We start from the raw sequence: 22,098 nt of genomic DNA, 5'->3' as shown, positions 1-22,098 counted from the left end.
CAGCATGAAAATCTTGGTGTTTCTTGGCTCAATACGTACAAGCACGCCGCCCCAGCCGGCGCGTCTCGGCGAGCGTGTCGCCAAAGCCTGCGCGGCGCAGTGCGGTCAAGCTGGCCACGACGTGGTGCTCATCGATCCATTCGATTACGACCTGGGTGATGTGTTCAAACCGCACTATTCCTATGCGAAAGGACGCGCACCCTTGCCGTTGGAGCACCTGGCCAGTGAGATTGCCGGCGCCGACGGATATGTGATGGCCAGCCCCGAATACAATCATTCAATGAGCCCGGCGCTGGCGCATCTGCTGAACCATTTTGGCAGTTCCCTGTTTGCTTTCAAGCCCAGTGCCATCGTGACTTATTCGGCAGGGCAGTGGGGTGGCGTGCGTGCGGCAGTGGGCATGCGCGCTTTTCTCTCCGAGCTGGGTTGTTTGCCGGTGTCGGCCATGATCCATATTCCGGCCGCACATACTGTTTTTGCTGCCGATGGCAGCTTTGCGCCTGAAGTCGATAGCACGCGTTGGGTTTCCTATATCGAGCGCACCTTTTCCCAGCTGACCTGGTGGGCCGAGGCCGCTAGGCGAGAGCGGGAGCGATCGGGAGGAACAGGGCCTTCGCCGGCTTTCCTGCGCGATCCTTCTCAACGCAATGCGCCGTGAGGTCGCCTATGGCGAATTATTGTCAGAATGACACCTTGCAGCGCCGAGCACAGTTTACGGCCGAGTTCCTTCCTGCCACTTCACGTCTATTTGGATCCCACTGATGATTCGACTTGCCACTACCGCCGATGCCGCCGCGATCGCCACGATCTACAACCATTACGTCAGCAGCTCCACCATCACGTTCGAAGAGCAGGTGGTTGGCAGCGACGAGATGGCCCAGCGTATCGCCTCTGTCGGCGCGCAGTTGCCGTGGTATGTTTTCGAGCGCGACGGCGGGATTCTCGGCTATGCCTACGCCACGCCCTGGCGCGCCCGCAGCGCCTATCGTTTTTCCGTCGAATCGACGGTGTACGTGGCGCACGAATGCGTGGGGCAAGGTGTCGGCCGGCAACTGTACAGCGTGCTCATCGATGACTTGCGCCAGCGGCGGCTGCAGGTGGTCATCGGCGGCATCGCACAGCCCAACGACGCCAGCGTCGCCTTGCATGAGCGCCTGGGATTCGAGCAAGTGGCCATGTTCAAGCGGGTCGGCCGTAAATTCGACCGGTGGATCGACGTGGGGTATTGGGAGTTGCAGCTACAGGACGAGTAAACGCTCCGTTGCTGCTCACCTGGCGGCTTTTCAACAAATCACTTTTCGACACCGAGGTCTCTTAGTGGCTTCGGGGCATACAGCGCGCTTTGAAATTCCGGCACGTATTCATATTTCATCATCTTCCCCAGCTTCAATGACTTGATATAATGGGAAAAGCTGCCGTCGCCCAGCTTCAGATCGACCGATTCCGCACTCGTGCTCGACGCATGGCTCAGCTGGCGGGAAACGGCATAGCCATACGTGAGTTTCCCGGCGCCATCCTTGTTGGTGAAGCTGTTGCTCACCACATCGGCCGTGTGCGCCAGGTCGCCCAGTTTTTTGCCTGCAAAAACAAAATCGAGCTTGGCCGTTGCGCTATCCATGACTTCAAAGGAAACGCTTGCGTCCGTTTCCTTCACCTCGATACCGGTCAGCCACTTGGGCAGATTGTAGCCAACCACGCCACGCACCCTGGCCAGTTCCGTGTTGACGGGAAGCTTGAGCACATAGCCCCAGAAATCCTTGGACAGCGATTGGCCCAGCAAGGTGAACGGGCCAAAGCTGGCGCTGCCAGGCTTGTTGGTGACAATCGCCAATGAAATTTCATTGTAGCTGTCGTTGTCGCAGTACTCATACGCATAGGCCGTCAATGCCACCGCGCCCCGGCCTGGCCACACTTGCAGGGGCTGGACTTGCTTCAGTATGTCTTCGGGCATCAGCTCCTTCAGGCGCGCGAGGTCGGCCGTAAATACGGCCGTGATCTTGCGGTTCTTGTAATAGAAGTTCGGCGAATACGAGTCAAAGCCGATGGACACCTTTTCTTTTTGCATCTCCTTGAACCAGCTCAGGTCAAGCTCCGGCGCTTCCGATGCGATGACGGATAAAGGGGGATTCGAGCGAAAGCGGTCATACAGGCCGCCAGCGGCCACCGGGACGGCATGGCCCGCGATATCAATAACGAGCTGCCTGTTTTCGACAGCGTGTTCCGCCCGGGACGGGCTTGCGGCAATACTCAATACCAATGCGGATACCGCCGCGGCGATGTTCATGTTCATTGCTTGCACCTTCCATGATTGATTGGGAAAAACTCACTTAAAAGCCGCTATGCATCCGGCGGCGATACTGCCGGTTCCGGATGGCGGTGTCCCATTGCTGTATCAATAGCGCCAGCGCAGGCGCCACGTTGGGCCGGGTATGCTTGCCCTGGCTCAGGCGCCGCAACTGATACTTGACCATCGCCATATAGGCAATGGACGAGAGCACCTTGTTTTTCCAGGTGACGGCCCGGAGCAAAGGGCTTGCCGATTGATCGGAACGCCATGCTTCAGGCAGTTGCGGGTCGAGCGCCAAGGCCGTTCCCATGCCCGCCATGGCAATGCCGCTGTCCAGCACTTGCTGCACCACCTGGTAGCGGCGTATGCCGCCCGTCACCATGATGGGCATGCTGGCCACCGTGGCGATATCCTTGGCGAACTCGAGGAAATAGGCTTCGCGGGCCAGGGTGCGGCCATCGCGGGTCTGGCCGTGCATGGCAGGGGCTTCATAACTGCCGCCGGACAATTCAATCAGGTCGACGCCCAGGGTATTGAGCATGGAAACGACCTGCTTGGCGTCATCCGAACTGAAGCCGCCTTTCTGGAAATCGGCCGAATTGAGCTTCACGGCAACGGCAAAGCCTTTGCCGACGGCTTGCCGCACCTCGTTGACGACGTCGACCAGCAGCCGCGCCCGGTTTTCGAGCGAACCGCCCCAGCGGTCGGTGCGCTGGTTGGTCAGAGGGGAGAGGAACTGGCTGATCAGGTAGCCGTGCGCGGCATGGATTTGCACGCCCGTAAAGCCAAAGCGCTCCGCCAGCCGGGCGCTGTTGGCAAAGCGCTGCTTCACGTCGGCAATATCGGCCTCCGTCATTGCGCGCGGCGCCGAAAATTGCTTTGAAAAGTTGCCCAGGTCCATGGGCACAACTGACGGTGCGATGGTTTCCTGTCCCAGGGCGGCGGGCATCTGGCGCCCTGGATGGTTGATCTGCATCCAGACCTGCGCGCCGCGTGAACGGGCCGTGCGCGACCATTGCTCGAAGCGGGCGCCAAATTCGTCAGACTCAAGCACCACGCCGCCGGGTCCCGTCATGGCGCGGCGGTCGATCATCACGTTTCCGGTGATCATCAGACCCACGCCACCATCCGCCCACGACTGGTACAGGCGGATCAGCTCCTGTGAGGGCGCGTGATCGTTGTCAGCCATGTTCTCTTCCATGGCGGCTTTGGCGAGGCGGTTCGGAATGACGGTTACATTGGGCAGCGTCAGTGCGGTAAAAGGCTTCATGCTTATCTCCAGGGTTGCGATGGCCTCACGATAAGCTTTAAGCTAACTTGAAGGTCAAGCCCTAAAACGCACTTTTTTTGCCTGTGTCCCGTTCGCGACACGGGCTGGAAGAAACGCAGCAGCCTGAGACAACAAACTCCTGTCACCGCCCATCTGCCGCTTGACATTCAAGTTGGCTTTAAGCTTATAGTGGATCACATGGCGCAGGCCATTCAACCATCAGGAGGACGATCTCATGTCAGTTTTCAAACAGCTTTTCCTCGCGCTCATGCCCTTGCTATTCATGCAGATCGTTGCTGCGGAACCGGCGTCGCCAAAGCGGGAACCGGGCACGGTACTCGTGGTCATGACCAATCATTCCCAGTATCCGAGCAGACACGACCATACCGGGCTCTGGCTCACGGAACTCACCCACGTATATGACGCGCTGAAGGACGCCGGCTTTGGCGTCGACTTCGTCAGCCCGAACGGCGGCGCCGTACCGCTCGATGAGCGCAGCCTGGGATGGCTGTATATCGATGCCGCCGCAAAAAACCACTTGAAAGATCCCGCTTTCATGGCGGCGCTGGAATCGACGCGAGCGGCGGCCGACATCGATCCTGCTGCCTACCAGGCTATTTTCTACACGGGTGGCCATGGCACGATGTGGGATTTCAAGGGCAACCAGGACCTCAAGCGCATTGCCGAGGCGATATACCGCAACGGCGGCATCGTTTCTTCCGTCTGCCATGGCGCCGCCGGCCTGCTCGACCTGCAGGACGAAAACGGCAAGCCGCTGATACAAGGGCGCCGCGTGACGGGCTTTTCGAATACGGAGGAATCGCTGGCCGGCATCAAGGATCAGGTACCCTACCTGCTGCAAAGCGAGCTCGAGGGAAGGGGAGCGCTGTATGACAAGGGTTTTCTACCGTTTGGCAGCTTCGTCATGACCGATGGCCGCCTCGTCACGGGCCAGAACCCCGGATCGAGCAAGGAAGTGGCGCAAGCGCTGCTCATGGCCTTGCGAAACAACAAACCAGAATAGGGGAGCGGGAAAACGATGAAAATCGGCGAACTGGCCAAGCGCAGCGGCCTGGCGGCGTCCACGATACGCTTCTATGAAGCCAAAGGCTTGCTGAAAGCCGTGGACCGGCAATCGAACGGCTACCGCGACTATCCGCTGGAAGCGGTGGCGGTACTGTCCATCATCACCGACGCCCAGCAGGCGGGCTTTACGCTCGACGAAATCAGGCAAGTCTTGCCGGAGGATATTTCATCATGGAAACATGATGAGCTGATGGTGGCGCTCAAGAAGAAGATCGCCGACATCGAGTCGCTGGAAGTGCGGCTGGCGCAGAACAAGGCGCATCTGCTGTCGCTGATTCAGATGATCGATGCCAAACCCGATGATGTGGACTGCAAGGACAATGCGGCCAGGGTCATGGAAAGCCTGGGCATCGTCGGTAAAAATTGAATGCAGAAGACACGGCGATGCGTCCGCGGATGCATCGCCGTGCTGCTAGGCCATGGACGGCGATGCTCTTACGGTATCAAGGTAAAGCTGACCCCAAGTTGATTTGCCGTGGCAATATCCACCGATGGCAGGGTCTGGACCGCATAGCCGTTCGCCGCCGCTTCCACCTTGTATTTGCCGGTACCGGGCAGCGTATTGGCCTGCGCCGTGAATACCAGGGGCAGGGTGGCGCTGTACGGCGCCAGTTGCGGCGCAACGGTGGGCAGGGTCAGCGCATAGGCGCCGGTGGCGATATCGACGCCCTGGTACTTGACCGTGACGGTCGGGCCGGCCGCGAAACTCTGCTTTGCGGAGACCGTCGCGACTTCGGTGCTGCTCACTGGCGCCAGGGCGACGGTACCGCCGATGATGCCTGGAGCCGTTGCGGCAGCGACGAGATTGATCGGCGCGCTGGCGCTGCTGAGCGTTGTGGTGCTGGTCGCGGTGGCGACCGGCACGGCGGCGATGACGGCAGTGGCGCTGTTGTCGGCGGTGATGACGACGTCATAGTTACCGGGAACCAGGCGCGCCAGATAGAATTCGCCCGTCGTCGCGTTCGGCGCGGTGGCGGCGACAATCGTGCCGTTCTGCTGCGCCGTTACCATCACATGTTGCGTCAGCAAGGCAGGGGGGACAAAACCGTTGATACCGTTCAGTACGGTTGGCACGACTTTGACGACCGGCTTGAGCGCAAAGCCGCCATTGCCTTTCCTGACGACGGATTTGCAGGCGTCGAAGTCGAGTACCAGGTCGACCCGCTGCCCCGCAGCCACGTCGAACTGGTTGACCAGCTTGATGCCGCTCTGGACCGCGCTGGGCGTATCGAGGGAAACTTCGTTGACGGTGCCGCTCGGCACCACCGAATTGGCCATGGCCGAGCCGGCATTGGCATCGAGAACCAGGCGCAGCTGCGTGTAGCGGCCGGGCGTCAGCGGGGTTTGCCCCAAGTTTTCCAGGGCGCCATTGGTCAGGTTCAAGAGGTTGATCTTGCGCGCCGGGCTGAGCGTGATATCGGTCCAGCCCGCATCGGTATCGCCCGCCGTGGCGCTTTGGTGCACGCGGACCTTGTTGACGGTCACGTTGACGGCGTCAAAGCCGCACGCTGGCGCATCGGTGATGGCGACGCCCAGCGTCCCGCTCAGGTTGGTATCGCTTGACGATCCACCGCCGCCGCAGGCCGACAGCAGGGCTGCGGCGGTGACGGTGCTGATCATGCCGCAGGTACGCAATAAGTGTGTCATGGAGTTTTCTCCTCGAATGGTGGCCAGGGTGGCAAGTTGCTGGGATTTCATGTTCAGTCTCCTTGAGAGCCACGGAAAAATTGCGGCTGGTACAGTAAGAACGACGGGCGAGGCGGATTTCATCCCTCACTAGCAACTTTTTTTTCGCCGCCAGGCGCGCGATCGCGCGCGGGCCTTACGGCCTGTCTTCGGGCGCGATGCGGAACGCTTCGCCGACCAGGCCGTAACCGGCCTCGGGCGAGCGTTCCCCGCCGCTCATGCGCTGCGCCCGCGCAGCCAGCTTGGCCACGGCGGCGCGGCCTGCCGCAACGCCGGGTTTGCGCATGCTTTGCGCCAGCATGGCTGCCACGATGGGCGCGGCAAACGATGTGCCGCGCACCACGCCATAGGGCTGCGGGCCGACGGCGGCGGCCAGCATCTGGCTGCCGGGCGCGGCGAACATGACCTGGGGGCCGCGCGCCGCCTCGGGCAGGATGCGCCGTTGCGCATCGGCGCCGCTGACGCCGATCACGCCAGGATAGCTGGCCGGATACAACGGCGGCGCGGCCGGGCCGTCATTGCCCACGGCGGCGATCAGCAGGTGGCCGCGCTTGAGCATGGCCTGCACGGCGCGTTCGAGCATCTGGTTGGGCGGTCCCACCAGGCTGACGTTGACCACCGGGACTTGTTCGCGGGCAAGCCAGGCCAGCGCCTCGATGATCTGGTCGACGGCGCCACCCGTTTCGCTGCCGCAATAGGCGTCGGCCGCATACAGCCGGGCTCCCGGCGACACGCCATGAAAACGGTCGGCGTTTCCGATCAGCAGCGAAGCCACCGCCGTGCCATGCGCACTGGGGACGACGCGGCCGTTGCATCCCCAGCGCCGGATGGCCGCTTTCTGGAAGGCCTGGTGCGTGCCGTCGACGCCGCCATCGACCAGCCCCACGCGCACCGCACCGGCCGCGGCAGGGCGGGCGGCGCGCCGGCCGGGGGCGGATGGCTTGCCGGACTGGCCGCTGCTGATATACAGGTGATTGAAATCATGGCTGCCGCCGGGATCGAGCGCTTGCAGCCGCGCCAGCGCCTCTTCCGTGCTGTAACGCTCCGGCACACCGAGCGTCACCAGCGTTTCGCCCAGCCCGCCCAGAGCCCGCTTGGCAAGCACGCTGAAACCCTCGGCACGCGCCGCTTCCAGCATGGCGGCCGGCGGCGACCATGCCAGCAGCTGCCGCCGCAGCACGGGCTCACCGCGGGGATCGGCTTCGATCACGTCGCGATATACGCGCAGCAGGTTTTTCACCATGCGCGCGCGCGATTGTTGCAGGCTGGCCCCTTCACCAGTCTCGTCAGTGTCGCCGCGATTGGCCGCATTGGCCGCCCTGGCCCCATTGGCGGCATTCCCAACATTGCCGGAATTGCCGGGTTGCATCCAGTTTTGCTGTTTGAGCAAGCCCGGCGGGTCCCTCTGCAAGCCCATGCCCATGCTATTGCCATTGCCCATACCATTGCCGTTGCCGCGCGGCATGGGCATATTCATCGAGGGATTCATGGCCGGCCGGTTGCCCTGGCCTTGGCCTTGACCATGGCCCTGGGCATGGACGGCGGTGACGGTCAACAGCAGGGGCAGCAGCACCAGGAGGCGCCGGGCGGGAGGAGCTAACAGGAGCAGGCTAGGGGGCATGGCGAAATATCCGGGGCGTTCGGTGAAACAGGATGTTTCATTATATTAAGCCGAAATGGCTGGGGGGATGGACTAAAATCCCGTACCCCATCGTTTACCAGAGAACAATGACGCCACACGTCGCATCGCTCCACGCCGAAATTGCCGCCTTGCTGCCGCGGCTGCGGCGCTTTGGCCGGGCAGTCACGCGCAACCACGAAGATGCCGATGATCTCGTGCAGGTCGCCATTGAACGGGCGCTCAAGCATATCGGCCAGTGGGAAGCGGGGTCACGGCTCGACAGCTGGCTGTTCAGAATCATGAAGAATGCCTGGATAGACGAGGTGAGGGTGCGGGTACGGCGCGACCGGCTGTTTAGCAACGAGGAGGAGGGGCAGTTTGTCGGCGACGACGCGTCCGAGAGGCAGGTGCATCGCCTGGCTGTACAGCAAGCGATCGGCCGGCTGAACGAAGACCAGCGCATGGTGGTGGCCCTGGTGCTCATCGATGGCATGCCTTACAAAGAGGCGGCGCAGGTGCTGGACATTCCGGTCGGCACGCTGACCAGCCGCCTGGCGCGGGCGCGCGAAGCGCTGCAGGCGCAGTTGTCCGATACGGAGAGGGTAAAATGACGCAGTTCTCTGATGAAATCCTGATGGCATTTGCCGACGGCGAGCTGGACCCCGGCACCAGCGCGCAGGTCAAGGCCGCGATGGCTGGCGACGCGGCGATGGCGCGACGCGTCGCACAGCATCGCGCCATGCGCGACGACGTCTACGCCAGTTTCGCGCCGATCCTCGACGAAGCCGTGCCGCAGCGCCTGCGCGACGCACTGCGCCCGGCCGAACCGGCGCCCGCCAGTCCTGCGCCGGCGTTCACGCCGAGGCCCGCCGCCAACCACAGCCGCTGGGCCTTGCCCGCGTGGGGCGCGCTGGCCGCGACCCTGGTCGTTGGCGTACTCATCGGGAAAACGGCCTTGCCCATGCTCGAATCCGGCGGCCGCCAAGACGTTGCCGCCGACGCCGTCAGCACCGCCGGTGGCCGCATGGCGGCAGGCGGCGTGCTGGCCCGCGCATTGTCGCAGCAGCTGGCCAGCGCGCCAGGGCAGGGTCAGCCTGTCAGCATCGGCATCACGTTCCGTACGGCCGACGGTCAATTCTGCCGCAGTTTCACGCTCCACGACGGCGCCGGCCAGGCCTCGGCCCTGGCCGGCCTCGCCTGCAAGGCGCCCGAGGCCGGCGGCCCGTGGATCATTCCCGTGCTGGTGGAAACGCAGCCGGAGCCGACGGCAGCGGCAACTTACCGCATGGCGGGCAGCGCCGCCCCGGCCATTTTGCAGGCGATAGACGCGCGCATCGCGGGCCAGCCCCTCGACGCGGACGCCGAGCGCCAGGCGCTGCAGCAACTCAAGTAAGGCCTGACTGCCGATCGCCTCAGAAATCGACGGCGGCCGACAGTTGCATGCTGCGGGGCGCCGACTGCGAAACGGTGCCATACGAGGCCACGCCGGCCCAGTAATGACGGTCGAAGGCGTTCATCAAGCCGGCGCGCAAGGTCGTCGCCTTGCCGGCGATGGCCGTGCGGTAGCGCAAGCCCAGGTCGACCTTGGTCCACGATGGCACCGATTGCAGATTCGTCTGATCCACAAACTGCTTGCTCGTGTAGCTGACGGCGCCCGTGGCCGTCAGGCCCGGCCAGTACGGCAGATCCCATTCGCCGCCCAGGTTGGCCATCGATGTCGGCACGCCCACGGGGCGCTTGCCCATGGTGGCGGCGTTGTTGGTTTTTACCAAGCGCCCGTCGAGCAAGGTGATGCCGGCCAGCAGACGCACGGCCTTGCTGGCGGCGCCGGACAGGTTCAGCTCCAGGCCCCGGTTGCGCTGTTCGCTGTCCATGCTGTAGACCTTGCCATACAACTGACCGCTGGGCTTGGTCACCTGGAACACGGCCAGGGTCGCCAGCACGACGCCGAAATCGGCCTTCGTGCCCACTTCATATTGCTTGCTCTTGTAGGGCGCGAAGACCTGGCCCGCGTTGTCGGCGATGTTCGGGGCAATATCGCCCTTGCTGAGGCCCTCGATATAGTTCGCATACAGCGACACGTGGCGCAGCGGCTTGACGACGATGCCGGCCAGCGGCGTCAATGCGCCTTGCTTGTAGTGGGTGGTCAGCGCGCCGCTGATGGCGTTGTAGTTTTTCGATTCGACCAGCTGGCGGCGCACGCCCAGGGTCAGCTGCACGCGCTGGTCCAGCATGTCCAGCGTATCGGCCACGGCCAGGCTGGAGAGGGTCGACGCGGACAGTTTCGGCACGCGGCCCGGTGCGGCAATGCCGGGATCGGGCACGGCCACGGGATGGTAGATGTTCGAAGTGATGAGCTTGCCGGAATTGTTTATGCTGCCAAACTCGTCGCGGTAGATATTGCCCATCACGACCAGCGCATGCTCGACGCCGCCCGTGCGTAAGCGCGTGCGCACGCCCGTGTCGCCGCTGGCGCGCCGCACGCGGAATTTCCAGTTCATGGGCGTGACCGTCATGTCGCCGGCCGCGCTGGTGATCGTCGGCGTCTGATCCGAATAGCGCGACACGTCGGAGCGCGTGCCGCCCACATCGGCGAACACGGTCACCTTATCGTTCACATCGTATTCGAGCTTGCCCAAGGTGGCCAGGTCGTTGGACTTCCACCAGCCCCACGACTGGGCGATGTTGCGCCGGCCGTCCGGCGCTTCCGGCACGGGCAGGCGCGCGGCCACGAGGAAAGGGCGCGTGGGCGCGTCGATCCACTGGTATTGCTCGATCACGTCGAGCGAGGCGCGCAGCCGCTGGCCCTGGTAGTCGAGGGCGACGGCCGCCACTTCCGCGCGCGACGTCTGGTGGTCGAGCGGCGTGTCGCCCTGGCGGTGCAAGCCATTGAAGCGGATGCCGAAACGCCGCTCCTCGCCGAAACGGCGGCTGACGTCGATCGCCGCGCCAGCCTGCGAACCCGAGCCGTAATCGAGCGTCAATCGCGTCAGGTCGCGCGGCAGCGAGCGTTTCGGCACGGCATTGACGACGCCGCCTACGCCGCCATTCGGCGACATCCCGTACAGCAAGGCGGCCGGCCCCTTGAGCACCTCGACGCTTTGCAGGTATTCCGTAAACAAATGGTAATTGGGCGACACGCCATACACGCCGTCGAACGCCACTTCACTCAGATTGCCCTCGTTGAGGGGAAAACCGCGGATGAAAAACGAATCCGTGACGCCGCCGATCTGGCCCGTGAAGCGCGTGGACGGATCGCCGCCCAGCACCTCGGCCAGGGTCAGCGCCTGCTGGTCCAGCATGCGCTGGCTCGTGTAGCTGTTGACGCTGAACGGCGTATCGAGCAAATCTTTTTCCCCCAACATGCCAGCCCGCGCGCTCTTGGCAATCTGCCCGCCGGCATCCGCTTCGGCCTGGCCGGTGACGACCACGGTGGCTAGCGGGTTCTGTGCGCCTGACGCTGCTTGCGCGTAGACGGAGGGTGGCACGCTGGCAATGAGCAGGCCCGCGAGGATCAGGCGGGCGGCGAGGGGATGATGGACTGGGAATGGAGTTGGGAGTGAGGATGGCATCGATGGCATGGGCGCAAGGTTATAAGAAGAAAAACTGTGCGCACTATACTATAAATGAGAATCATTACTGTTTATATTTTCTGACTACATAGATAAGGAAATGCGGTGCAGGGCGCGGGAGTCCATGTATGGCGCGTACCGAATCACACATCGATGCTGCGTGCCGCCCAGACCGCATTTCAGGCGCTTTCAGGTTATTGCATGGACGGCTTGCAGACCTATCGCAACAACAATCTCGGCGTCGTGTACCTGGCGACGCGCCCGGATTCCCACAGGTGATGGACGAATGTTCGTGCTAGCCGAATCGAGAATTCTTGATAACATTGACCTCATTTCTTGGGGGAAACAATGAGCGGCGCAGCAGAAATCACGTATTACACGAACGACAGAGTAACCGTCACAAATGCCCGTTTCATGGTCGATGGCGAAACTCACGCAATAAGTGGCATTACATCAGTCAAGCTCGGGGTGAAAAAGCCGAACAGGATATTGCCTGCTGCGCTCATAATTTGCGAATTATTGGCGCTCACAAGTGGAAAGAACTTGGCAACCCTGTCTATCTGGCACTGGCTAATTATCTTGCTTCCGGGGCTCATCTGGGTGTGTCTTCAACGAACTCACTATACGGTAACGCTTGCAAGCGCTTCCGGCGAGCATCGGGCCTTGAAAAGCAAGGTTAAGCCGTTCGTGAGCGAGGTGGTCGAAGCGATAAATCAAGCGATTGTACGTCGAGCTTAGCCAGAAAAGGCCCGCAATCGCGGGCCTTTTACATGATGGCGTGCATGGCCAGTCGGGCATGCCATGGGCGGGACGGGCGTTCCTTGATGGTGTCGAACAGGTCGTGCAGCTTCGCATGGCGCACCTTGGCGGCCACGTCGTAGCCGCGCACGTAGTTGGCGAAGGCCCGTGGGCTGGGTGTAGCGGCGCTACGGAGGCAACCCAATCGTATAAATCGTCCTTAATTATTGCCCCAGCGATCAATTGCGCGGAACACAGGACCGGCCGGCAATGCCACTGCAGTAACCCACTCCTCGTAAGCGGTGACCGGGCACAGGCGCGATAGAAGTGGCACCTTGAAGCTGCCGCCTTTAAACTGGCGATCCCCTTTTGTCCGCGGCAGGAAGCAGGTCATCCCTTCGCCTGGAGTAATGTGAACATGCTCGATTTGCAGGCGGGTTAGTTTGTCGCCGCGAAACCCACGCCAGAATCCGAGCAGAATCAATGCCTTGTTGCGACGGTACCGCAACTCGGCCCCCAGCGCTCCCTGCGCTTGTGCCGCGTCAGCGCCGGCCGTCAACCAGCGATCGACTAGCATGAGTTGATCAATCTGAAAGGGTTTTGCCCGCTTTTCCAGGGCCGGATACAAGGTCTGGATGCCACGCAAGACTTGGCGTACCACGGATGTCTTGGTCGGATCTGGAAAGCCTTGATCGAGATGCCACTTGGCCAATGCAGCCAAACGCTGACGAAGGGTGTTGACGGCATGTTTGTCGGCGCGATTGGCCAGGTAGCGCGCAATGCTGTCAGGGGTGGCCGGCAAAAAACCGCCCCAATCCACCTCGAAGTCGCGGAGCGCGCTTTGATAGCTCTGCCGGGTATTTTCGCGTGTGGCGGCCTGCAGGAAGCGATCGATATCAGACATGGCAAGCAAAGCTGAAGAAAGGCGGGCAAGGGCGGTGATGTGGTCGTTGGCAAAAGGAGCTGTGCCGCGTTTGTCTGGCGTTCAGGCTAAATGTACAGGTGCTCTGGTCAAAACTGCATAAAACCTAGCCTGGCGCAGGATAAGAATACATTATCCTGCGTCAAATTCAAGTAAGAACTCTTCTTGAAGTTCGGCAAAAATGGTATGTAATTACATGGTACGTAAGATCCTATCCTATTTCGTAGACACGCCATGGCCCGTATTGGACTTTATCATTTCGATGTCAAAAAAGCACGTGACACCTTGCTTGCGCAAGGACGGCATCCGTCGGTCGATGCCGTGCGCGTTGCCCTGGGCAACACCGGTTCCAAAACTACCATCCATAAATATTTGAAAGAATTGGAAGCGGAGGAGGGGGGCCGTGATGGCCGCAAGGCGCCAATCAGCGATGCATTGCAGGATATCGTGGCGCGGCTGGCGGCGCAGTTGCACGATGAAGCAAATGAACGCGTTTCAGTGATCGAGACAGCTGTAAAAGAGAAGGAGAGGGAACATGTTGTGATTGTGGCTGGATTGCGGCAGGAATTGGTGTCGCTGGAAGAGCAGCTGTGCCTGGCCAAGGACCAGGTCGAGGAAATAGGGCGGGTACATGGCGACACTAGTAACCGCTTGCAACAAGAAGCTATCTCTCGTCACACCGCACAACAGCAGGTGATTGACCTTCAGGAGCGCCTCGCCGAAAATGAGGCGCACCGACAATCACTGGAAGAAAAACATACACATGCACGCAATTCTTTAGAACACTACAGGCAATCCGTCAAAGAGCAGCGTGACCAGGATCTCCGGCGCCACGAGCAACAGCTACAACAAGTGCAAGCAGAGCTACGACAACAGCAACATACTCTTGTGCAAAAGCAGGAAGAAGCGACTCGCCTAAATCAGGAAGGTGCACGCCTGGTTGCTGCGCTCTTGCAGGCCGAAAAGTCGCTCTATGATGAGCAGGTAGCAGGGCGCCGACTAACCGAGCAGCTTGCCGCAAGCCAAAGTACTACGCACCAGGTCGAAGTGATGTTGCTGCAAGTCGCCAGCAACGAGCGGCGGATAGAGGCACTTGAGGAACAATTGGCTCAGTCGGCATCTCAAACAAAGGTGCTCTCAAACCAGTCACGTGCGCTGGAAGCGGCATTGGGGACGGCGCAAACAACGCTAGTTTCACAGCAGGAAATTATTTTTGAGCTGCGCGGCCGTAATTCGAAACCTGATTGAGTTGAGATTGACGGCTTAGCGACAGCAACGATTTAATTCATGTGTCAGCTCGGATTCAATAGACACCGATGATTATCTGGGGTGACGGAAAAATTCTGAGATGCAGTAACCACGCGTTTCCTGATCACTTTGTTAGCGCGGATGGGCAATTTGTGATGATTGGTGAGAATCCTCATTTACTATAGGAGTACTATCTCTTGTGGGAGTAGTCCTCCAACCGATATTGATCGGGATCTGAGGTCGCCTCCCGTCATAAGAGGGCATATATGAAGGATATTGCGACGCCGGCGACTCAGCCCATAGAAAAAGACGAATTCGAGACCTGGCTCGGGGAACGGCCTAAGTGGTTACAAACTGCGGCACGACAAATAATTGACCACAAGCGACACCTAAATCCTGAGGAAATTGCCGCGCTCGCTCAGCTCTGTCAAAGCGAAGCGACAGGCGAAAAGGATGCCATTTTTTTCACAGTCGAGCCCGGCACTCTGGCGCATGCGGCAGTACGTTCTCCTTTGCGCATTTGTGGCATAACTGAAGTCCAAGGCGTCTCCGCAATCAAGAATGGCGCAGAGATAGACTTTGGTCCTCATAATTTGGCCGTAATCTACGGTCCGAATGGTTCAGGGAAAACAGCATTTTCTCGATTAATCAAGCAAGCTTGTGGCTCAAAAGCCAAGGATGAGATATATCCGAACATTTATGAGGAGGCTACGCCACCAAGCTCTGCTCGCCTACGTATCTCGCTTGCGGACGTCGTAACCGAAATCAACTGGACGCTTGCGGCCGGGCCGGTTAGCCCGCTTCGAAGCATGCATGTGTTCGATTCTCGCACTGCATCTATGTATATAAACGAAAAGAATGAAGCCACATACGAGCCAAGTCAAATGCGCTTTATTTCATCGCTTATCAAGGTTTGCGATGGCGTTGCGGAGTGTCTGAATGTAGGAAAGGCAAAGCTCGTTAAAAAACTACCACTTATTCCCGTAGACCTTGCAGAAACAATCTCTGCAAAGTGGTTAGCGAAGCTATCGGCCAAAACTATTGGCGACAACGTTGAGAAAGCATGTACCTATACAGCGGAACAAGGGGCAGAACGGCTAACACTTGAAACGACTCTGGCACAAAAAGATGTGGCCGGCCGTTTAGTTGCGATTGGTCGAGAGCGGACAGCTTTAACACAACTAAATCAACATCTTTCTGCCATTAAGGAGAAGCTATCCGACGCAACCGTCGGGCAGCTAGTTGAGGCTCGGGTGAGTGCGATTACGAAACGTAAGGCAGCCAAGGAGGATGCGCAAAGAGTGTTTGCCGACGCTGAGGTCGATGGCATCGGGAATGCAACTTGGCGCCAACTTTGGGAGTTGGCCCGAAAGTTCTCTATTGAATACGCTTACCCTGGCATTCCCTTTCCTAACACATCAGAGGAAGCCAAGTGTGTACTCTGCAATCAAGAGCTGGATGGCGCCGCACAAGCACGTTTGAAGCATTTCGAAGAATTCGTGCAAGGAGGTCTTGAGGCAAGCGCTAAACAAGCAGAGGGACAAGTCGATGTGCTAGTAAAACGCCTTCCGGTATTGCCTCAAATCGAAGAATGGCGAGTACAGCTAGCGGTGTTAAAACTGACAGAAGAATCGTGTTCTCAGCTTCACGCCAGTTTACTTGCTCGAAAATCGTTTGCTGAGTCAGCAACCGAAGTGAAAGACCTTCCAGTTCTAGATTGGGCGCAATCAGATCAAGTTATTGCAAAGCTCTTAGGCGAGCTTTTGATAGAAGAGAAAGGATTGCAGGCGCTTCAACAGGACGACCAGCGAAAGCAGATGGTTGCGCGTGTATTCGAGCTTCGTGCGGCAGAATGGCTGAAACAGAACAAACAGTCGATTTCTGACGAAGTTGCTCGATTGAATACCGTAGCAGCGATGGATAAGGCTATTTCACAAGCTAACACTATAGCTCTGACCAAAAAAAGCAACGAGCTTGCAAAAAGTGAGCTGAGTGCGGGCTATCAGAAGCGTTTCGCGGCGGAGTTGAAACGCTTAGGAGGCGACCGACTGAAGGTCATCCCCGAAAGCAAACAACAGGGTAAAGGCAAAACTACGTTTGGCATTGCGCTAACGGAAACCAAACGAGACGCTCCTGCCGCGAAGATCCTAAGCGAAGGGGAATTACGCATCGTTGCGCTCGCTGCATTTTTGGCTGATATTACGGGTGCAAACCAAGTCACGCCCTTTGTTTTTGATGATCCAATTTCCTCACTAGATCAAGACTTTGAAGAGCGCGTAGTTAAGCGATTGGTTGGTTTAACGGAAGAGAGGCAAGTGGTGATTTTCACACATCGACTTTCCCTCCTTGCGCAGGTTGATGCCGAAGTCAAGAAAATCAAAGAAGCAGCTGATTTTGCGAAAACTTCTTCTCCAGTTAAGTTACATGTTGAAACATTAAGGCGCATGGGGAACGTTGCGGGGATTAGAGTTTCGTTTAGCGCTCGGGACAGCAAGCCGAAGCAGGCGATAAATTCGTTCCAGAACGACTATGTTCCCAAACTGAAGAAGCTTCTTACTAATGGGGATGAACAGTACGAACAGTACGCTAAGGGCGTGTGCAGCGACCTTCGTATCGTGGTTGAGAAATGTATAGAAAGTGAGCTACTGAATGATGTCATAACGAGATTCCGGCGCCCTATAAATACTGTAGGAAAGCTAGGCGCGCTTGCCAAGATCGAAAAAGGCGACTGCGATTTAATGGACGATCTAATGACTCGATATTCGATTTTTGAGCACTCGCAATCTGAAGAGTTCCCAGCACCTGTGCCTGATGCTGCGCAAATTGAAATTGATGTCAATAATCTCGCAAAGTGGATTGAAGAATTCTCCAAGCGAGCTGTACCACAATGAGCATAAACAACTTTACTATGCTGTACTAACCCAGACTTATATTTACATAACCTGTCAGATGAGTTGAAGTCCTGAGAGGCCGCTACCAAAAGCCGACTTTCTATGTAGGGGGCGTATCACTTAAGGTTTGCTTAAAAGGAGTATTGTGAGAGCCAGAATCTATCTTATTGGCGATGTATTAGTCGCTGAGTGCGAAGACGGCCTTCATTTATCGCACGCTGATGCCACTGAGCTGGCTGATCTTCTTTGGGAAAATGATGTGACGTCTGAAGAAGTATCCATGATCGACTGGCATGAAGACGCAGAGCGTGCTCCTCTGTCCGGGCAGAAGATGGCGATCTACCAGCGTCTACGCCTGCATGGACACTCATTGGAGTGAGTGCCACTCACGCCGCGTGCTTGCCAAGCCCATAGCAATAAGATGGATGTCTAGTCTTGTGTGGGCACTTTGGAGGATGCATGGAATTTTCGAACCGAGGCAACAAAAGGGGAGTTCTGGCGCAAAGCAGCTGCGCGAGACGACCGCTCTTCCAAAATGGAGGCCGCGTCACTAGGTCGCTTGAGAAGTTCTCGCCAAGCAGAAATATAGTCTCTGCTACAGAGCAAACTCTTTTCCCAACTTTCTACCTGGAGGTTAGCTAAAAAGATAATTTCGTTCACAATTGGAGCCGGTGCAGTGCGAAGGGCCAATGCAACCGGCACATGCTTTGCGAAACGACGTTCATCAATATCCAAGAATGCGCCGTTATTGTATTGAATTTGTGAATTGCTTATCATAATGCCATCTCAGACCGCTACGATTATAGCTAATAACCTGCCGATTGCTTCAGCATAGCACATGTTTTGCTTAAAAATTATGCACCATCCTGACAAAAATGAGAGGTAACGAAATTGCGCTGGATCACTGCACTAAACCTACAGGCCTGGGCGGATACACTTGGTGCACGGAACGTCTTCCCGGGTATGGTTGCCGACCTCATACGTGCGTCGGCGCAAGGTATTTCGACAATTCGCTTTCCAAATGGTGACAAGGGACAAGTTAGAGGATTCGACGGCGTTCTCGAAGCGACCGGTGTTTTACCATATGTACCTGACGGAGCGTCGATATGGGAGTTCGGCGTTAGTGCAGATGCCGCCATCAAAGCCAATTCCGACTTCGACAAGCGGACTAGGGAAGTTGACGAGGATAAACGCAAGCAGACAACCTTTGTTTTCGCGACGCCGCGCACGTGGAACAATGGCCATGAAAAGCTTGCGGACTGGGTCGACACAAAGAAAAAGCTTGCACTGTGGAAGGATGTTATCTATCTAGACGGTTCGATGATTGAGGATTGGCTTAGCCAGTCTCCTGCCGTGGCAGCAAGATATGCCAAACTCGAACTCAAACTCATGCCGATTACAGGCATACGCAGTACGGACGAGTTTTGGGATGAGTATTCAAGTCGATTCGGTCCGCAATTGGTAGAACAGGTTCTGTTAGCAGGAAGAGAGCAGCAAGCTATGGCATTGATTCAGCGCCTGAACGAAGGTGTCAGCAAGCTACCGTATGCGGCCGATGCTCCTGACGAGGTCGTCGCCTTTGTAGTTGCTGCAATCCGACTGTCGGAACCTGCTGTTCGGTACTTCTTAGAATCAAAGACACTCGTTGTTGACACCGAGGATGCCGCTCGTCATGTCGCTGATATTTCTGGACTTACGTTCCTACCGCGGGGCCAAGCCCGCGTACTTGCTGGATACCTTGCGCAGAAAGGGCCGACGGTGGTCAGTGCCGGAGCGGATGACAAGAAACATGACCATGTGGTACTGCGTCGTCCGTCAAGTACAGAGCTCGGAAAGGCCCTGTCGAAAATGGGCTTTACGGAGCAAGACGGCTATGATCTTGCGCGACGTTGCGGCCGTAGCCTTACTGTGCTTGCGCGGCAAGAGCCCGGTGGCACAGCTCAAAATCCGGAATGGATGGATCGCGGTGCGCAGCTACTGCCAGCACTTTTGGCTGGAGCTTGGCACGTGCCCACAAAGGCAGATCAAGAAGTTTTGCTTAGCATTGCAGGGGAAAAGGACTATGCAGCGTGCGAGGCTCCACTTCGAACGCTTGCCAAGCTGCAGGATCCGCCGATTGACTACATCGCGGATGTTTGGGCACTACGAGCATCTGTAGATGCCTTCGTTCATCTTGGCCACCTCATAGGTGCCGAACATTTAGCTCGATTTTCAGAAGCTGCCAAGACCGTCTTCGGGACAATAGCCGAGCCTCCGAAGGCGGACGAGGTCTTCAGACCAGCTGCACAGAGGTCCCCAGACACCCATAGCAGGTGGTTACGCGACGGTATGATGAACACACTCCTGCACATGGCGGTTCTGCATGAGCAAGCAGAATTCAGGGTGGCTGGTACTACACCACAAGAGTACGTCAATAGTGTTGTACGAGGACTGCCAGGTCTGTCTAGTGACTATCGACTGCTTGCAAGCCTGCAAGACCAGATGGCACTACTCGCGGAAGCGGCACCGATCCCTTTCGTTGAGGCCCTCGAGCGTCTGCTTGAGGGCGACGAAGCTGGTATTCGCCCCATATTTCAGGAGTACAAGGGGCACATCGGGTCCCAAAGCTATCACTACGGAATTCTTTGGGGATTGGAGCTACTAGCCTGGGATCAACATCTCCTCTTCAGGGTGGCATTGTGCCTTGCTCGACTGGCAAAGATTGACCCGGGTGGACCTGCCTCTAATCGTCCAATCAACAGTCTTCGCTCCATTTTTCTGTCTTGGTCCCCAAGCACTTGGGCGACGACAAAGCAGCGAATAGGTGTACTTGCGCGTGTTTTGGAGTTGGTGCCTTCTATTGCTTGGCAGCTATTAACAAAATTGTTGCCAACCGCACATGACCATTCGAGTCCTACACAGCAACCGGCCTTTCGTGAGTTTGGAGAGGCCAACGCTGAAGTGCTCACGTATGGGTTAGTCTGGGAAACTCAGGAATTTGTTATTGACATGGCGACGCGTCATGCAGGCTTGGACGCCGGACGGTGGGTTGAGCTTATTGGCGCCGTCAGCCATTTTCCGAAGCAGTCCTTTGACGGAACTGCAAAGGCGCTGGAGAATGCTCTAGCATCGACAACTGAGGAAGCACGTTTTTCCATTTGGGATGCTCTACGGAAGGAAGTTAACCGCCATCTTACATACGCCCACACCGATTGGGCACTACGAGATGAAGCTTTGACTCAACTTGACTTATTAGTGCAAACCTTTGCGCCGAATGATGCTGTCGCTCGCTCAACTTGGCTTTTTGATGACTGGTTGCCTGATGTACCAGGGAAAGGGCAGGAGGATGTTGATCCAGAAAAACCAATTAACACTGCGCGTCTCAACGCTATTCGCGAGGTAGTTCAGGAATCAGGAACGCCTGGCCTTATTGAACTTGCTGAAAAGGTAAAGCTACCGCAACACGTCGCATATGCTGCGCGAGGCTTGGACCTAGACTTTGATGCGCTGTGTCAGTTCTTTGTCCAAGCATTGCGAGCACGCCAAGAACTTGATATTTTAGCCGGTGTGATCCTGGCGGAGGGAGTCTCGCGCTTCGGCGCCAAGTGGATGGCGTTTATCGCAGATGAGTTGTCTGGCGAGGGGGCATCTCCAGAGCGAATTGCAAGACTTCTCATGGTACTTGATGAATCGGCGGCAACGTGGGCATACGTAAAGGCCTATGGAGGTGAAGTCGATGATACGTACTGGCAGCTCAAGCACTCATATTATATTAAGGGGAACTTTGACGAACTCGTGCTTGCCATTAACAACTACTTGGCTCGTAAACGACCTCTTGCCGCGTTGGATTCGGCAAATCGAAGAATTTCTGAGCTTCCTACAGAGCTTCTTATCCGCCTGCTGGATGAATCGGTTCAGGAAATCAAAGGGGCAGGGGGCCCAGTAGGGACCATCTCCATTTACAACATCGAGCGGGCCTTCGATGAGTTGCGCAAGAGACAGGATATTGCGCCAGAGAAGATCGCGGCTCTAGAGTTTATGTACCTGCCAGTGTTTCACACCAGAAAGAAGCCCCTGGTGCTTCATACCTTGATCGTCCAGCAGCCACGCCTGTTCATTGATGCAATTTGCGCGGTGTATAAACCGGCAAAGCAAGCGAGCGAGCCACCCACTGAGCAGGCACAAAAGCTAGCGCTAGTAGCATATGAACTGCTCATGGGCATTCGTATTCTTCCGGGGCAGGCAGAGGATGACATAGATGAGGGGCTGCTTATTACCTGGTGTATAGAGGTTCGTCGCCTTGCCGTGGAAGTTGATCGCGAGAAGATTGTTGAACAACGTATCGGAACGATCCTCGCTCATGCTCCGTTAAGCAAGAAGGACAATGCATGGCCACATGAATCAGTAAGGTCAGCCATCGAACGGCTCGCGTGTGACGAACTTGAACGTGGTGTGATCACGGAACGGTTCAATATGCGAGGAGTTTACAGTAAAGCTATGGATGAAGGCGGTGATCAAGAGCGTATGCTTGCGAGAGAGTCTCGCGAGTGGGCCGAAACCATGCCGGCATGGCCGCGGACAGCCGCAATGTTGATGCAAATTTCAGAGAACTGGTTGCGCGATGCGGAGCAAGCGGACCTATCAGCGCAAAAAGAGGCTTTACGGTGGTAGAACGTAAAAGGTAGTAGGAACGCCTGTTGGCCTACGGAGATCGCCGGAGGGTTTCGCCGGCGAACTTGGGACCTGATCTAGCAGATAGATTAGAACGTCTTTTGAACAGCTTGGTCAGATACTTAGG

Annotated in this window: 18 protein-coding genes; 11 read left to right on the top strand and 7 right to left on the bottom strand. The window is 57.6% G+C overall.

Annotation, left to right across the window (positions count from 1 at the left end):
• Nucleotides 1-4: 4 nt before the first annotated feature.
• Both IGS55_RS03135 and IGS55_RS03130 read left to right on the top strand, forming a co-directional pair.
• Nucleotides 5-658 (top strand): NADPH-dependent FMN reductase, encoded by a 654-nt coding sequence (locus IGS55_RS03135; protein ID WP_230515957.1) that lies wholly within the window; start codon nt 5-7, stop codon nt 656-658.
• 103 nt (nt 659-761) lie between these two features.
• The gene (locus IGS55_RS03130; protein WP_230515956.1) at nt 762-1,253 is read left to right on the top strand and encodes an arsinothricin resistance N-acetyltransferase ArsN1 family B; all 492 of its coding nucleotides are present in this window, start codon (nt 762-764) and stop codon (nt 1,251-1,253) included.
• Nucleotides 1,254-1,291: 38 nt separating this feature from the next.
• Here the strand turns inward: IGS55_RS03130 and IGS55_RS03125 are convergent, their stop codons facing one another.
• Nucleotides 1,292-2,284 (bottom strand): acetoacetate decarboxylase (ADC), encoded by a 993-nt coding sequence (locus tag IGS55_RS03125; RefSeq protein WP_230515955.1) that lies wholly within the window; start codon nt 2,282-2,284, stop codon nt 1,292-1,294.
• 43 nt (nt 2,285-2,327) lie between these two features.
• Nucleotides 2,328-3,557 carry an NADH:flavin oxidoreductase/NADH oxidase family protein gene (locus IGS55_RS03120; RefSeq protein WP_230515954.1) on the bottom strand — a complete coding sequence of 410 codons (1,230 nt, stop codon included), beginning with the start codon at nt 3,555-3,557 and terminating at the stop codon, nt 2,328-2,330.
• 235 nt (nt 3,558-3,792) lie between these two features.
• Here IGS55_RS03120 and IGS55_RS03115 point away from each other — a divergent pair, with 235 nt between their 5' ends.
• On the top strand, nt 3,793-4,581 hold the full coding sequence (locus IGS55_RS03115; RefSeq protein WP_230515953.1) for a type 1 glutamine amidotransferase domain-containing protein: 789 nt from the start codon (nt 3,793-3,795) through the stop codon (nt 4,579-4,581).
• Between the two features lie 15 nt (nt 4,582-4,596).
• Complete coding sequence (locus IGS55_RS03110) at nt 4,597-5,010, top strand: MerR family transcriptional regulator (RefSeq protein ID WP_230515952.1); 414 nt, start codon at nt 4,597-4,599, stop codon at nt 5,008-5,010.
• A 68-nt stretch (nt 5,011-5,078) separates the two neighbouring features.
• Here the strand turns inward: IGS55_RS03110 and IGS55_RS03105 are convergent, their stop codons facing one another.
• Both IGS55_RS03105 and IGS55_RS03100 read right to left on the bottom strand, forming a co-directional pair.
• Complete coding sequence (locus IGS55_RS03105; protein WP_230515951.1) at nt 5,079-6,290, bottom strand: DUF4382 domain-containing protein; 1,212 nt, start codon at nt 6,288-6,290, stop codon at nt 5,079-5,081.
• A 175-nt stretch (nt 6,291-6,465) separates the two neighbouring features.
• A complete protein-coding gene (locus IGS55_RS03100) occupies nt 6,466-7,950 on the bottom strand; it encodes a S8 family serine peptidase (RefSeq protein WP_230515950.1) in 1,485 nt (494 codons plus the stop codon).
• Nucleotides 7,951-8,057: 107 nt separating this feature from the next.
• Between IGS55_RS03100 and IGS55_RS03095 the strand changes: the two genes are divergently transcribed.
• Both IGS55_RS03095 and IGS55_RS03090 read left to right on the top strand, forming a co-directional pair.
• A complete protein-coding gene (locus IGS55_RS03095) occupies nt 8,058-8,561 on the top strand; it encodes an RNA polymerase sigma factor (protein ID WP_230515949.1) in 504 nt (167 codons plus the stop codon).
• Complete coding sequence (locus IGS55_RS03090) at nt 8,558-9,343, top strand: hypothetical protein (RefSeq protein WP_230515948.1); 786 nt, start codon at nt 8,558-8,560, stop codon at nt 9,341-9,343. Before IGS55_RS03095 ends, IGS55_RS03090 begins: the two co-directional genes overlap by 4 nt.
• Nucleotides 9,344-9,362: 19 nt before the next feature.
• Here the strand turns inward: IGS55_RS03090 and IGS55_RS03085 are convergent, their stop codons facing one another.
• Nucleotides 9,363-11,522, bottom strand: coding sequence for a TonB-dependent receptor (locus tag IGS55_RS03085; RefSeq protein WP_230515947.1), 2,160 nt, complete (start codon nt 11,520-11,522; stop codon nt 9,363-9,365).
• A 348-nt stretch (nt 11,523-11,870) separates the two neighbouring features.
• On the opposite strand from IGS55_RS03085, the gene IGS55_RS03080 reads away from it, so the two are divergent.
• On the top strand, nt 11,871-12,260 hold the full coding sequence (locus tag IGS55_RS03080) for a DUF6232 family protein (protein ID WP_230515946.1): 390 nt from the start codon (nt 11,871-11,873) through the stop codon (nt 12,258-12,260).
• Nucleotides 12,261-12,288: 28 nt separating this feature from the next.
• Here the strand turns inward: IGS55_RS03080 and IGS55_RS03075 are convergent, their stop codons facing one another.
• Together IGS55_RS03075 and IGS55_RS03070 are read right to left on the bottom strand one after the other, a co-directional pair.
• Complete coding sequence (locus tag IGS55_RS03075; RefSeq protein ID WP_230515945.1) at nt 12,289-12,465, bottom strand: hypothetical protein; 177 nt, start codon at nt 12,463-12,465, stop codon at nt 12,289-12,291.
• A gap of 15 nt (nt 12,466-12,480) precedes the next feature.
• Nucleotides 12,481-13,164 (bottom strand): hypothetical protein, encoded by a 684-nt coding sequence (locus tag IGS55_RS03070; protein WP_230515944.1) that lies wholly within the window; start codon nt 13,162-13,164, stop codon nt 12,481-12,483.
• Nucleotides 13,165-13,416: 252 nt separating this feature from the next.
• Here IGS55_RS03070 and IGS55_RS03065 point away from each other — a divergent pair, with 252 nt between their 5' ends.
• The 4 genes from IGS55_RS03065 to IGS55_RS03050 all read left to right on the top strand — a co-directional run bounded on the left by IGS55_RS03065 (nt 13,417) and on the right by IGS55_RS03050 (nt 21,971).
• Complete coding sequence (locus IGS55_RS03065) at nt 13,417-14,430, top strand: DNA-binding protein (RefSeq protein WP_230515943.1); 1,014 nt, start codon at nt 13,417-13,419, stop codon at nt 14,428-14,430.
• 266 nt (nt 14,431-14,696) lie between these two features.
• Nucleotides 14,697-17,321, top strand: a complete 2,625-nt coding sequence (locus tag IGS55_RS03060; protein WP_230515942.1) for an AAA family ATPase — start codon at nt 14,697-14,699, stop codon at nt 17,319-17,321.
• 145 nt (nt 17,322-17,466) lie between these two features.
• The gene (locus IGS55_RS03055; protein ID WP_230515941.1) at nt 17,467-17,700 is read left to right on the top strand and encodes a hypothetical protein; all 234 of its coding nucleotides are present in this window, start codon (nt 17,467-17,469) and stop codon (nt 17,698-17,700) included.
• 512 nt (nt 17,701-18,212) lie between these two features.
• Complete coding sequence (locus IGS55_RS03050) at nt 18,213-21,971, top strand: hypothetical protein (protein ID WP_230515940.1); 3,759 nt, start codon at nt 18,213-18,215, stop codon at nt 21,969-21,971.
• The last annotated feature ends 127 nt before the right edge of the window (nt 21,972-22,098 follow it).

The sequence above is a fragment of the Janthinobacterium sp. EB271-G4-3-2 genome (assembly GCF_020858035.1).
Taxonomy (GTDB): Bacteria; Pseudomonadota; Gammaproteobacteria; order Burkholderiales; family Burkholderiaceae_D; genus Janthinobacterium; species Janthinobacterium aestuarii.
The sequence above is the reverse complement of the archived record's forward strand: the minus strand, read 5'-3'. Positions and strand labels throughout refer to the sequence as shown.